Below are 14,370 nucleotides of genomic sequence, written 5' to 3' on the forward strand. Positions count from 1 at the left end.
ATGCAACAACTTGCAACCGAGTTAGAAATTGATTTCCACAGCGAAAAATACAAAGATGCTTACAGTCGGATTAATGCCATTGTCATTGAAGGAGAACAAGAAGCTTCTGAAAATTACATCTCACTAGGAGAAATGCTCCCAGATTGTAAAGATGAACTAATTCGTTTGTCTAAAATGGAAAATCGCCACAAAAAGGGTTTTGAAGCTTGTGGGCGTAATCTAGCAGTAACACCAGATATGCAGTTTGCTCGACAGTTTTTTGCTGGACTACACGGAAATTTCCAAACAGCGGCAGCTGAAGGTAAAGTAGTTACTTGCTTGCTGATTCAGTCTTTGATTATTGAATGCTTTGCCATCGCAGCATATAACATCTACATTCCCGTTGCAGATGATTTTGCCCGTAAAATAACTGAAGGAGTAGTAAAAGATGAGTATAGTCACCTCAACTTCGGAGAAGCTTGGTTGAAAGAACACTTTGCTGAATCCAAAGCTGAATTAGAAGCAGCCAATCGCCAAAACCTACCCATTGTTTGGAGAATGCTAAATCAAGTAGAAGACGATGCCCACATCTTAGCAATGGAAAAAGAAGCTTTAGTAGAAGACTTCATGATTCAGTATGGTGAAGCTTTAAGTAACATTGGTTTTACTACCAAAGATATTATGCGCATGTCAGCCTATGGACTCACAGCCGCTTAATTGAAGGCCTCGTTACTGAGTGCTGAGTAGCTGAGTTAAAACCACTGGCAAGAAAATTCTCAGTACTCAAAAGATGAGACTGCAATTGACTGTGTTTTCTTCAATACATTTTACCCTTTGTTGCTTCTGGATCAAAATTGTATCAATTTACAATAAAAATCCGAGAGGTAGCAAAAGGAAAACTAGGATAAAGTCAAAACTTCGTAATTGCGAGTTACGAATTAGCATTTAGTTCTTGCCCACTTATTCAACGCTTTCGACAAAGCACACGCCTAATAAATCAATACATGTTTGGTCTAATTGGACATTTGACTAGTTTAGAACACGCACAAGCGGTAGCCAAAGAACTTGGTTACCCAGAATATGCCGACCAAGGGCTAGATTTTTGGTGCAGCGCCCCGCCGCAAATTGTTGACGAAATCTCAGTGACCAGTGTCACGGGACAGACAATAGAAGGACGGTATGTAGAATCTTGTTTTTTGCCGGAAATGCTAGCTAATCGCCGCATCAAGGCCGCAACACGCAAAATTCTCAACGCTATGGCTCATGCTCAAAAGCATGGCATCAATATCACTGCTCTGGGTGGATTTTCCTCAATTATTTTTGAAAATTTTCAATTAGAGCAGTTTAGGCAAGTCCGCAACATCAAACTCGAGTTTGAACGCTTCACCACGGGGAATACTCACACTGCCTACATTATTTGTCAACAGGTGGAAAAAGCGTCGAAACAAATAGGAATTGATTTGTCGAAAGCCACTGTTGCTATATGTGGCGCAACTGGAGATATTGGCAGTGCGGTTACACGCTGGCTCAATCTGAAAACAGATGTTAAAGAACTTTTGCTCATCGCCCGGAACTATGAACGTCTCACAGATTTACAAAGCGAACTGGGGCGTGGAAAAATTATGGCATTGGATGAAGCGCTACCCCAAGCCGATATTATAGTTTGGGTTGCTAGCATGCCTAAAGGCGTAGAAATTGATTTTACAGTTTTAAAGCGGCCTTGTTTGCTAATTGATGGTGGCTATCCTAAAAACTTAGCTACTAAAATTCAGCATCCTGGCGTGTATGTTCTCAGTGGTGGGATTGTTGAACATTCTCTGGATATTGACTGGAAAATTATGAAAATAGTCAATATGGATGTGCCGGCACGCCAGTTGTTTGCTTGTTTTGCCGAATCAATGCTGCTGGAATTTGAGAAGTTATACACGAACTTTTCTTGGGGACGTAATCAGATTACCGTAGACAAAATGGAGCAGATTGGTCAAGCATCAATCAAACACGGATTTAGACCACTGTTAGTTGAGTCGTTAGTCATGAACTAATTACTGCTAAGTCAATCACAGCCCCTTGTCCATACCCTACATCCCCACCTTTCATAACTCCACACTCAACACTCTTAACTTGTACGATGGCAACTACCGAGCGCAAACCACTACTGTTAGATTTTGAAAAGCCACTAGCAGAACTGGCAAACCGAATTGATCAGATTCGGCAACTTGCAGAAGAAAATGGCGTTGATGTTTCCGGTGAAATTCGCAAATTAGAAACACGGGCTATGCAGCTACGGGAGGAAATTTTTAGTAATTTATCACCGTCTCAGCGCCTACAAGTAGCTCGTCATCCCCGTCGACCGAGTACTCTTGATTACATTCAATCCATTAGTGATGAATGGATGGAGTTGCATGGCGATCGCTGCGGTGGTGACGATCCAGCTTTAGTTGGTGGTGTAGGTCGTTTGGGCGGGCAGCCAGTGGTAATGTTGGGTCATCAAAAAGGCCGCGACACCAAAGATAATGTAGCCCGTAATTTTGGGATGGCTTCTCCTGGGGGTTACCGAAAAGCCCTACGCTTAATGGAACACGCTAACAAGTTTGGGATGCCGATTTTAACTTTTATCGACACCCCAGGCGCTTGGGCAGGTATCGAAGCCGAACATCAAGGTCAAGGGGAAGCCATCGCCTACAATTTACGGGAAATGTTTTCCTTTGATGTACCAATTATCTGCACAGTTATTGGCGAAGGTGGTTCTGGCGGCGCTTTAGGTATCGGCGTAGGCGATCATCTGATGATGTTTGAACACGCCGTTTATACTGTTGCCACTCCCGAAGCCTGTGCCGCTATTCTATGGAAAGATGCCAGCAAGTCTCCACAAGCAGCCGTAGCCCTGAAAATCGTTTCCCACGACCTGAAAAACTTAGGCATCATCGATGAGATATTATCTGAACCCACTGGTGGCGCTCATACAGACCCGCTCAAAGCCGCTACAACTCTCAAGCAGAGCTTATTAGACAACTTGGACGAACTCAATCGCTTAACATCTCAACAACGCCGACAACTGCGCTATGAAAAATTCCGTAAGATTGGTGTTTTTACTGAATCTCTACACTGATACTGGGAGAAAATAACTTCCCTGCTCATCAGCAATGCTATAATGCCTGTGGCTATTTAAAGATTGTTAACAATCTTTAAATAGCCGTAGGTTCTTCTGTTTTAAGCAAATCAACTTGATTTGATCAGTAATTTCCGTGTTATTTAGTCATCACGTTGGAAAATATGACATAATTTCCCAGTTAAACGTTTGCTATCCTCACTGGGAAAATACCTGACGGGAAAAAATACCCATGCTGACGGAAAAAATTAGCAGTTAGTTATCAACGAGGAATCATCGGAAATTCAGGTTAGTTAAATTTAACTAATTTAACCAATCCGCAAGATTTGGATAATTGGCTGGTGGAAAAAAGCTTTCAGAACTGCCAAAAAATTGGGAAAGAGCATGAGTCTTGAGAAACGACGTGCCCTCATTACCGGGGCTAGCAGTGGAATTGGCAAAGCAACGGCTTTAGCATTCGCCAAGGCGGGAATTGATGTCGCCCTAGTGAGCCGTTCTTTAGATAAGTTAGAAACAATAGCAGAAGCAGCCAGGCATACAGGAGTATCAGCCAAAGCCTACGCTGTAGATCTTGCTAATGTATCTCAAGTAAAAACAAAAATCCAAGCCATCGCCCTTGATTTTGGGGGGATAGATATCTTAGTAAACAATGCGGGCATAGGATACACAGCCAACTTAAGTGAAACCCCCTTAGAAGATTGGCAGCAAGTCATCAACCTCAACCTCACCAGCTTGTTCCAGTGCATGATGGGAATTTTGCCGGGAATGCGGGATCGCCGCACAGGCACAATTCTCAATGTAGCCTCTATTGCCGCCAAGCAACCTTTTCCTGGTTGGGGAGCATACAGTGTCAGCAAAGCTGGTGTCATGGCACTTTCGCAAACTTTGGCACAAGAAGAACGCCCCCACGGCATTCGTGTAACTGCCATTTGTCCTGGTGCTGTTAACACAGAACTGTGGGACACAGAAACAGTCCATGGGGATTTTGAACGTGGAAAAATGTTAACGCCAGAAATTGTTGCCCAATCAATTCTCCACACCGCGTTACTACCACAACAAGCCGTCATCGACGAATTGATCCTCATGCCTAGTGCTGGCGCTCTTTAAATTGCTGAGTATGATTTGACTCTGTACACCTGTGGGTGAGCAAAATTCCAAGTTGAAATCAGCAAGACAAATAATTCAAACCATAACGAAGTAATCAAATCATGACTATTGCTAGTTCCAACGGTGCCAACGGCTCAAAATCTCCTCTCATCCCCGACTTAGTGGAAGCTATCAGCCCTAAACCAGACCGCAACACCCATAATGGACGACAGCCGAATCTACACCCACCGTCAGAAGAAGAAGTGGAGTTAATGATGGATGGCGTTAGAGCGCTCATAGTGGGTGTGGGAGAAGACCCCGAACGAGAAGGACTGCTGAAAACACCCAAGCGGGTAGCAGAAGCCATGCGGTTTCTTACCAGTGGCTACAACCAATCCTTAGAAGAACTGATTAACGATGCCATCTTTGATGAAGGACATAACGAGATGGTATTAGTTCGGGATATTAACTTCTTCAGCCTCTGTGAACACCATATGCTGCCTTTTATGGGTAGAGCACACGTTGCTTATATCCCCAACCAAAAAGTTGTAGGTTTAAGTAAACTTGCCCGCATTGTGGAAATGTATTCCCGCCGCTTGCAAGTCCAAGAAAGATTAACTCGTCAAATAGCTGAAGCCATTCAAACTATTCTCGAACCTCAAGGTGTAGCAGTAGTGATGGAAGCTACGCATATGTGCATGGTCATGCGGGGTGTTCAAAAACCAGGTTCTTGGACTGTTACCAGTGCAATGGTTGGTGCATTTGAAGAAGAACAAAAAACCCGTGAAGAATTCTTTAACTTGATTCGTCATCAACCGGCATTCTTTTAGGGACTGGAAATTGGGGAGTGAGGATTGGGAAGTGACAATCTTCCTCCCTGGTTTCGAGTTGCTAATTTCTCAAACAGCAGAGCTACCTGATCCAAATCTTTGTCTCCTGGCTTCAGTTCTACACCACTGGATAAATCTATCCCGTCGGGTTTAACTTGATTCAAGGCTGCTAGTACATTATCTGGACTTAGTCCCCCAGCTAATAACCAAGGACAACTGGGTTGGAACTGTTGTAGCATTTGCCAGTCGAGAGTGTGACCTGTACCTCCCAACTGTTGGGGATGATAAGCATCCAGTAGTAATGTGTCTATATGTTCGGTGTAATTAGAGGCTTGAGCAAGATGCTCAAGACTACGAACTCGAAAAGCCTTAATAATTTCTACATTTGCTAGATTTTGACGTAACAGTGAGCAAAATTCTGGGGGTTCCTCTCCGTGTAACTGCACACCAGTCAATCCAGAATCCATAACTATCTGCCTAATTTCAGCAATAGTCCTATTGGCAAATACTCCGATTCTGTCAATATTTGGCGGTAATTGTGCCACTGCTGCCCGAATTTGCTGTGTAGTAACATAGCGAGGCGAGGTGGATACACAAATGAATCCTAGTGCCGTTGCACCAAGATTGGCGATCGCTACAGATTGTTGTGGCTGAGTAATGCCGCAAATTTTCACCCGCATATGAATTTTAGATGTTGGTAACTGAAAAAAGTCGAAAATTTACTAATTATTATTTTGGGTTGTTCTATGGAACTTTATAATTTTGGAGGACTAGATTAATTTTCTGATTTAGGAGATACCAGTTTGATTTCATCATTACTAGCCGCCGCATCTGTTCCCGTGACGCCCGAATGGAGTCCCACAGTAGCCATTATTATCAGTGCCAGCAGCTTGGTAGTTCTGTTGCTAACTTTGAAAATTCAGTACCCTCAAGTAGGCCCGAAGTTTCCTATCCTGCCAATCAGTATTCCCGCATTTATTGGTGCAATGGCTTTTGGTCATGTTATCGGCATTGGCATTGTGTTAGGTCTGACTAATATCGGTCGTCTGTAGGTTTAAGAAGCTAGGGAGTGGGCAGAGCTCAGGGCTGCTGTTTCAGGGTACAAGAGAAAAAACCTTCGGACTTTACCATAATTTCTGTCCCTCATCCCCATTTCCCACTCCCTGGCAATGGGACTATTGACTTTAGCATGATCAGCTTTTCTTGTAATCACTCCAAAAGTAGAGACACATCATAACCTAACCTTTGAGGGAGGATTCGATAACTTCATCAAGTAGAGTATTTACATAGCTGAGAACTGACAACGAAATCAGTCTGTCCATGCAGGAGGAAGAACCATGATCTCATCAATGTTATTAGCAGTTCAAGTGACTGTTCCCAACACTGGCACTACATGGAATTGGGTTGGCACTCCGATTATTATTGGCAGTTGCGTATTATGTCTTTTGATTATTCCTCGAACAATTAGTTACCCTCACGTTGGCAATAAAATGCCTTTACCTTTTCCAGGGCTATTCAACAATCCCAGCGTTGGTTCCTTTCTGGCCGCGATGAGTGCTGGGCATCTAATTGGTATTGGTACGGTTTTGGGATTGACGAATCTCGGCATTATTTAGCCCTGTTTTGTCTCTTTCCACATCATCTGAACATACCCAAAATCTCTATAAATCTGAGATGACAGGCGGAAATCCCCACCCTCAGCTACTCGTTCCGAGGGTGGGTAATGTGTCAATGTAGATCTTAGGGGATTCCTAATTCGTAATTTGTTGCGGTAGGGGGTTTCTCACTTACACATAGCTCACTTTTATATAATAAATGTAATTTTTCTAAAATCATTGTATAGAATTATACTTTATTTTGTAGCATGAAGTTTTGAAAATATCTAGCCTGAACAAATATCTAGTTTGAGGACAATAAAATGCAAACAAGTTGGAGAATCGGGTCTTTATTTGGTATTCCTCTGTTGTTAGACCCGCTGTGGTTTATAATCTTAGCCCTGGCCACGCTTAACTTTGGCATAGCCTACCAGGAATGGGGTACTGCTACAGCTTGGAGTGCTGGGATTGTGATGGCACTTTTACTGTTTGCTTCGGTGTTGTTACATGAATTAGGTCATAGTTTGGCAGCGCGATGGCAGGGGATTAGAGTTAACTCAATTACTCTATTTATGTTTGGTGGCATTGCTGCTATTGAAGAAGAATCAAAAACTCCAGGAAAAGCTTTTCAAGTAGCGATCGCAGGTCCTCTAGTAAGTATAGCTCTATTTTTGCTTTTGAGTCTGGCTACTAATATCACACCTGAAACTAGCCCCTTCAGGGCAATGGTTACAGATTTGGCGAGAATTAATTTAGTCGTGGCACTATTTAACCTGATTCCCGGCTTACCTTTAGATGGGGGACAAGTTTTAAAAGCCGCACTTTGGCAAATCACAGGTAACCGCTTTGAAGCAGTACACTGGGCAGCACGGGCGGGGCAAATTTTAGGTTACAGTGCCATCGCTCTAGGATTAGCCGTAGATTTCTTGACCACGGAATTAGTAACTGGTTTGTGGATTGCTTTGCTAGGTTGGTTTGCTGTTCGTAATGCTAACAGCTACCACCGTCTTACCACATTACAAGAAACCTTACTAAAGATAATAGCCAGCGATGCTATGACCAGGGATTTTCGCGTAGTCGATGCTGATCAAACTTTGCGTGCTTTTGCTGATTCCTATCTATTGGACAGCAGTGCCCCAAACATCTACTTTGCCGTGTCTGATGGGCGTTACCGGGGTATGGTAGCTATTGATGACTTACGCTTAGTAGAAAGAAGTGAGTGGGAAAACCGAACTCTGCAAAGCATTCTCCATCCTTTGACAGAAATTCCCACCGTAGCTGAATCAACCTCCATGGCTGAGGTAATTAACAAATTAGAAAATCAACAATTACCTCGAATCACCGTGCTGTCACCTGCTGGTACAGTAGCGGGTGTCATTGATCGCGGAGATATTGTGCGAGAATTAGCAGACAAGTTGAAATTACGCATTACCCATGAGGAAATTAAGCTTATTAAACAAAAAGATAGCTATCCGCCAGGGTTGCAATTGGGGGCTATTGCCAAATCAGCTACAAATTAATTAACAACTTGGTAGTGAGGACTAAAGTCCTCTCGCCAAAACAAGAGCAAAATATATAATTAATCAGCGCACTTTAACCATGAAAAATACCCCGTTCATATCATGGTTGAACGAGGTATGGATAGGAGTAAATCAACAAGGACTTATGATTCTACTTGTCCCTTTTGCGAGAAGAAGGGATTCTGGAGATCACTACAATAAATCTAGTAGCAATCTTCAATTCATAGAGCAGAATTAGCAGTACTAATTCGATTAGTTCTACAGTCAATGCTCTTGAGGTGTAGTAAACCTTGGACTATTAAGCCCACAAGTCTTTTACAATCAATACTTTAACAAAGATAATTTCATAAATCTCGCCAAATTGGCGTTTTTTTATTCATGACATGATACAAGTAATATCAACAAGAATGAGGACGAGCCAAAAAGCGGTATCCGCAGTGATTGATCGTTGTTCATCCAAAATCTCTTGAATTTGCCATGGGGGAAGGTGCAACGCTACAGCAAGGGCTTCTCCACCCATCCCCATGGGGGTGATAAAATCCTCCCGGAAAATTTCACCGGAATGCACGGGTCGCATTTTATTAATCAGTTGATCCATCTCTTGTAATTCTGGATCTTCCTTCATCATTCTTTCAATGATTTTCAGTGCATCATTAGTTTTCTTCTTAGAATCTCCTCGCCTTTAGGCAGGGGAGAGGGCAATTGTTGTCCATGTTGGACATAGAGGCTAGAACCTTGGGTCACTTTGATTTCTTGAACCTCGCCGGGTATGTTGGTGATGGCTAGACCTGCGGCAGTTGTGAGAAGGTAGAGGTGAATTAAGCCATTGGCTTCGACGTATAATTAGGCAATAAGTATTCAGTGAACATTTGAGGACTAACTTTTGATTGGTAAAATGAGTATAAGTGCATGGTACAACATACCCATAGCAAACTCTACTGATGTAATCTCCTCCATTTAGGCGGAACAATGGAACTGTAATTAGCTCCCTTTGAATCGCAGTAACACAAACACCAATTTATACCATCTCCTAGTCCTTAGTAATTACCCAGAAAATTAAAAATGTCTCCACTCGGTATCGCTACCAGTCACTCAACGCATATCCTAGAAATGGGAGAAGCAAAACTTTGGCTGTTGTTGGTAGGAGTCAATAAATACCAGGACAAGGCATTACCGTCACTACGCTACTCAACTGTTGATTGTCAGGGTTTAGCAGCAGCTTTAGAGGATGCAACCCAGGAATTTCCTCAAACCGAAACAAGGGTTCACCATGATTTGAGTTCCGGGCTACCTACCCGCTCCACAGTTTACGCTAGCTTGAACGAAATTACTGCAGCTGCTCAACCACAAGACACGATTTTATTTTATTTCTCTGGACATGGAATTCTAGACTCAAATACCCAACAAGCATTTTTGTGTCTAACAGATACTCAAACAGATGATTTACTCAACACAGGTTTAAGTTTACAAGAAATTTTGCAGGTCTTGGGAAATAGTCATGCCCAGACTCAGTTAGTGTGGCTAGATGCTTGTCATAGTGGTAGCTTGACATTCCTAGGTGCTAGAAGTGATATAACCCAACCATCTTTTGCTAACCCTACATCTCAGATGGTGGAATTGTTACGCCAACGGGCAAAACAAAGTAAAGGATTCTACGCTTTACTGTCCTGTGATACTAATCAACAATCTTGGGAATTTCCCGAATTGGGACATGGCGTATTTACTTATTACCTCATGCGTGGGTTGCGTGGTGAAGCTGCTGACCCCCAGGGTTTGATTGATGCCGATGGACTCTACAGATATGTTTATCATCAAACGCGCCAATACATTGAGCAAACTAATCAGCAATTACGACTGATTAATCAGCAAAATAAAAGTAGAGGCGATACCAATCTATATTCTGAATATCCGCAACAAACCCCCAAACGAATAGTAGAAGGAGTAGGGGAAGTTATTCTGGGATTAACATCAGTCTTGGCAGAATCCTCTTGTTTCCGAAAAGCGTTAATATTAGAGGGACTGGGGACTAATCAGACTACCTTGGGTGTGAGTAAATTACTCCGGGGTGTAGGTGGTTTTGAATTAGAGTATTGGCACAGATCCTCAGAGGCTACCACTAAAGATTTACACTCAATAATTCAAACTTGTTTACAAATTACAGAATCCCCACCGCAAAACCACCCAAGAATTTTTGCCACAGTACTTCTATATCTACGTGGACGAATTGAAGAAACTGAAGCTCATGAACCTGCCCTAATTTTAGGAGAAAATATCCGCCTCAGTCGTTCCTGGTTAAGACAACAACTCAGGCGTTCAAATTATGCCCAACAAATTATCATTTTAGATTGTCCGGCAGCAACAAATGACTATGCACATCTACAAGATTGGGTAGAAGATTTACAACTGGGATTTGAGCAAGGACAATGTATCATTGCTGCGGCTTCACCGAAAAATAATCCTGAACAATTTGCCCAAGCCTTACATTCTACTTTAGCAGCAGTCCCCCCACAACGTAGCCTCTCATCTGCGGCTTGGATTACTGAATTGCAACTATTCTGTAACCAGCAATTGCCGTTAAATATCTGGCTATCAGGAACACAAGGCGTAATTGAAGTTATACCCACCAGTTCTGGTAATAGAAGCATTCACTCAACAGCAACTATTGATTTAGGGCTTTGTCCTTACCGCGGATTGCGAGCTTTTGAGGAAGAAGATGCTCAATATTTTTACGGTAGAGAAATTGTTGTTCAGCAACTAATTAATGACTTAGAACAAAAGTCATTTATTGCGGTGGTGGGAGCCTCTGGTAGTGGTAAATCTTCTGTAGTACAAGCGGGATTAATCGCTCAACTGCGACGAGGAAAATTATTACCAGGTAGCGAAGGCTGGTGGATGAGAAGCTTACGTCCTGGTGCAAATCCTCTGCAAGCTTTATCACGCCGTTTAGTAGATAACGGGACTGAAAGAGAAAAAACTTACCAGCAACTGCAAATAGAAGGAATGTTATACCAAGGGGTGGAAGGTTTTACTCACTGGATACGTCATCGCCCAGAAGCAATGGTAGTTTTGGTAGTAGATCAGTTTGAAGAACTGTTTACCATTGCACAGAGTGAAGATGCACAGCGTTTTTTAGCAATTGTTTTGGGAGCGCTAGAAAAAATACCGGAAAAGTTTAAATTAATCATCACTTTGCGGGCAGACTTTATCGCTCCTTGTTTAGAAGTACCAACATTGGTGAAGTTGTTGCAGCACTCGAGTGTGCTGTTACCTCCCTGTTTAACTGAACAAGAGTATCGCCGCATGATTATTAACCCAGCTGAACAAGTTGGTTTAACAGTAGAGGCGGAATTGGTGGAAGTGTTGATGCAAGAGTTACAGCACTCTGCTGGCGATTTACCACTTTTAGAATTTGTTTTAGAACAACTGTGGGAATACCGCGAAAATGGGACAATTACCTTACAAGCTTATCAGCAGCATTTGCGCGGAATTAAAGGAGCACTGGAAAATAAAGCCCAAAAGGTTTACAAAACTTTAGATCCAGAAGCTCAAGAATGCGCGCGGTGGATTTTTCTGTCGTTGACACAGTTGGGTGAGGGTACAGAAGATACTAGACGACGGGTACTCAAATCTGAGTTAATTGTTAAAAAATATCCGGTGGCTTTGGTAGAAAGAACATTACAAGTGTTAATTGCTGCAAAGCTGGTAGTTGTGAATTTAGAAGAAGATACAGGTGTGTTTACAGAAGTACGAGGAGTGGGAGAAATAGAAAAAACTTCTCTCCCATTTCCTACATCTTCACCCGCAACTGTAGAAGTAGCCCACGAAGTTCTGATTCGCTACTGGTCAACGTTGCGTTGGTGGTTGGAGGAAAATCGCGCGAGGTTGCGATCGCAACGTCAAATTGCCCAAGCAGCAGCTTTGTGGATCAATAACAATGAACAACCAGATTTTCTCTTACAAGGTGTTCGCCTGGCGGAAGCTGAAGAAATTTATATGAATTACATTGATGAAGTGTCTGTTGATGTTCAGCGCTTTATTCAAGCCTGTTTACTAGAAAGAAAACGTCAACAGCAAAAAGAAAAAAATAGACTCAGAAAAGCTCAAAGAACTGTGGGGATCATTAGTATTCTGGGACTGACTGCTTTCGGTTTAGCTGTTTTAGCTTACCAACAAACTCAAAAAGCTCAGTTAGGAGAGATACAGGCTTTAAATTCCTTGTCAGAAAACTTTCTCGTCTCCAATAAGCAGTTAGAAGCATTACTCACTGGACTCAAGGCAGGAAAGGAAGTACAAAAAAATACTCCTTTAATTCCCCAAAATATCCAATCTAAAACTGCGTTTATCCTACAACAGGCAGTGTATGGCACTCAAGAACTTAACCGTTTGACTCATAATTCTTGGGTAACCAGCGTCACTTTTGCACCGGATGGTAAAATATTGGCTGCTGGTTATGCCGATAACAGCATCCTAATTTGGGGTAGCAATGGCAGTTTATTAGCAACTCTGACAGAGCATCAAGATAGTGTCAATAGCGTGAGTTTTTCGCCGGATGGTAAAACAATAGCTTCTGCCAGTGCTGATAACACCATCAAAATCTGGAGTCGTGACGGTAAGTTACTCAAAACTATCACAGGACATCTTCATGGTGTGAATACTGTCAGTTTCTCACCAGATGGTCAATTTTTAGTCAGTGGTAGCCATGACAACACGGCTAAACTTTGGAATAGCGATGGCAAGTTACTAGCAAATTTCATTGGGCATAACCGCAGTATAAATGAAGTTAGTTTCTCACCGGACGGTGATACTATTGCCTCAGCCAGTGATGATGGCACAGTTAAACTTTGGAGTTTAGACGGTCGTTTGTTATCAACTTTGCCAGGAAGTACCAGAGAAGTTTTAGATGTGAGTTTTAGCCCGGACGGTCAAACAATTGCTTCAGCCAGTGCTGACCATTCAATCAAACTCTGGAGTCGTGATGGTAATTTACTGAGAATCATAGAAGGCCACAATGGTGGTGTCTGGAAAGTGCGGTTTTCTGCTGATGGTAAAATGATCGCTTCCGCCAGCGCTGATAAAACTATAAAGCTTTGGACTCGTGCGGGTAACTTGCTAGATACTTTACCAGGTCACACCCATGAAGTTAATAGTTTGAGTTTTAGCCCAGATAGTGATAGACTCGCCTCGGCTAGTGACGACAATACTGTTCGATTATGGAAACTAGAAAAAACATTGCCAAAAACTTTTTACGGGCACAAGAGCAGTGTAAACAATGTCAGCTTCACAGCCGATGGCAGTACTATTACCTCCTTTAGTGCTGACAAAACCATGAAAGTATGGAGTTTGAATGGTCGATTACTAAAAATACTGGCTTCTCCCATTGAAGATATTACCACCATCACCTTTACCAGTGATGGCAATACTGTGGCGCTAGCAACTGAAGATCAGACTATTGAGATTCGCCAACGAGATGCTACTTTGTTGCATACCTTGAAGGGACACAAACACTCGATCACAAATATGATTTTTAGCCCTGACGATCAAATTCTGGCTTCTGGTAGTGCAGACAAAACTATCAAACTTTGGAACCGAGACGGTAAGCTGTTGAGAACTCTTTCAGGTCATCATGGTTGGGTAACTAATATCCAATTCAGCCCCGATGGCAAAATTATCGCTTCAGCCAGTGCAGACAAAACTATCAAACTCTGGAACCGAGACGGTCGCTTGCTGAGAACTTTCCCTGGTCATAGCGCTAGTATATGGAGCATTAACTTTGCTCCCGATGGCAAAAGTATCGCTTCAGGTAGTGATGATAAAACTGTTAAACTCTGGAACTTAGACGGTTCACTGCTCCACACTTTCCAAGGACATACTGATTTGGTGAATCATGTTAGTTTCTCACCCGATGGCAAAATGATCGCTTCAGGTAGTGATGATAAAACTGTTAAACTCTGGAATGTTAGCAGTGGTATTTTGCTGAAAACCTTCTCCGGGCATAATGACGGGGTAAAAAGTGTTCATTTCAGTCCTGACGGTAAAATGCTAGCTTCTGCGAGTGAGGATACCACAGTTAAACTGTGGAACCTAGAGGAAATAGAACTGCAAACATTAAAGCTAGACCAGCTGTTGAACTATGCTTGTGATCGCTTGGGTGATTATCTGAAAACACACCCTGATGTTACTACAGAAGAGTATGAACTGTGTTTTGGTGATTAAAAGTCATCTCAGAAATTAAATATGTCTTGTGGATCTTT

General features: G+C 42.5%; 11 protein-coding genes. 9 read left to right on the top strand and 2 right to left on the bottom strand.

Annotated features, from left to right (window positions below):
* From NWP25_RS05000 to folE, 5 genes are all read left to right on the top strand, one after another.
* The gene (locus NWP25_RS05000; protein WP_280651286.1) at window positions 1–696 is read left to right on the top strand and encodes an aldehyde oxygenase (deformylating); all 696 of its coding nucleotides are present in this window, start codon (window positions 1–3) and stop codon (window positions 694–696) included.
* A gap of 287 nt (window positions 697–983) precedes the next feature.
* Window positions 984–2,021 carry a long-chain acyl-[acyl-carrier-protein] reductase gene (locus NWP25_RS05005; RefSeq protein ID WP_280651287.1) on the top strand — a complete coding sequence of 346 codons (1,038 nt, stop codon included), beginning with the start codon at window positions 984–986 and terminating at the stop codon, window positions 2,019–2,021.
* Window positions 2,022–2,107: 86 nt separating this feature from the next.
* Window positions 2,108–3,088 (top strand): acetyl-CoA carboxylase carboxyltransferase subunit alpha, encoded by a 981-nt coding sequence (locus NWP25_RS05010; protein WP_280657094.1) that lies wholly within the window; start codon window positions 2,108–2,110, stop codon window positions 3,086–3,088.
* A gap of 384 nt (window positions 3,089–3,472) precedes the next feature.
* A complete protein-coding gene (locus tag NWP25_RS05015; RefSeq protein ID WP_280651289.1) occupies window positions 3,473–4,195 on the top strand; it encodes an SDR family oxidoreductase in 723 nt (240 codons plus the stop codon).
* A 101-nt stretch (window positions 4,196–4,296) separates the two neighbouring features.
* Window positions 4,297–5,004, top strand: a complete 708-nt coding sequence (gene folE / locus NWP25_RS05020) for a GTP cyclohydrolase I FolE (protein ID WP_280651290.1) — start codon at window positions 4,297–4,299, stop codon at window positions 5,002–5,004.
* On the opposite strand, the gene NWP25_RS05025 is transcribed toward folE, so the two are convergent.
* A complete protein-coding gene (locus NWP25_RS05025) occupies window positions 5,001–5,684 on the bottom strand; it encodes a phosphoribosylanthranilate isomerase (RefSeq protein WP_280651291.1) in 684 nt (227 codons plus the stop codon). The two genes, folE and NWP25_RS05025, sit on opposite strands and share 4 nt — an antisense overlap.
* Before the next feature lie 123 nt (window positions 5,685–5,807).
* Between NWP25_RS05025 and psaK (NWP25_RS05030) the strand changes: the two genes are divergently transcribed.
* The 3 genes from psaK (NWP25_RS05030) (at window position 5,808) to NWP25_RS05040 (ending at window position 8,119) form a co-directional block, all read left to right on the top strand.
* A complete protein-coding gene (gene psaK / locus NWP25_RS05030) occupies window positions 5,808–6,056 on the top strand; it encodes a photosystem I reaction center subunit PsaK (RefSeq protein WP_280651292.1) in 249 nt (82 codons plus the stop codon).
* A 285-nt stretch (window positions 6,057–6,341) separates the two neighbouring features.
* Entirely contained in the window at window positions 6,342–6,620 is a 279-nt protein-coding gene (psaK, locus tag NWP25_RS05035) for a photosystem I reaction center subunit PsaK (RefSeq protein WP_280651293.1), read from the top strand.
* A 302-nt stretch (window positions 6,621–6,922) separates the two neighbouring features.
* A complete protein-coding gene (locus NWP25_RS05040) occupies window positions 6,923–8,119 on the top strand; it encodes a site-2 protease family protein (RefSeq protein WP_280651294.1) in 1,197 nt (398 codons plus the stop codon).
* A gap of 376 nt (window positions 8,120–8,495) precedes the next feature.
* Here the strand turns inward: NWP25_RS05040 and NWP25_RS05045 are convergent, their stop codons facing one another.
* Entirely contained in the window at window positions 8,496–8,747 is a 252-nt protein-coding gene (locus NWP25_RS05045; protein WP_280651295.1) for a HigA family addiction module antitoxin, read from the bottom strand.
* A gap of 434 nt (window positions 8,748–9,181) precedes the next feature.
* Here NWP25_RS05045 and NWP25_RS05050 point away from each other — a divergent pair, with 434 nt between their 5' ends.
* The gene (locus NWP25_RS05050) at window positions 9,182–14,332 is read left to right on the top strand and encodes an nSTAND1 domain-containing NTPase (RefSeq protein ID WP_280698957.1); all 5,151 of its coding nucleotides are present in this window, start codon (window positions 9,182–9,184) and stop codon (window positions 14,330–14,332) included.
* Window positions 14,333–14,370 lie beyond the last annotated feature (38 nt).

Origin of the sequence: Umezakia ovalisporum Ak1311 (assembly GCF_029891685.1) — a bacterium.
Lineage (GTDB): Bacteria > Cyanobacteriota > Cyanobacteriia > Cyanobacteriales > Nostocaceae > Umezakia > Umezakia ovalisporum.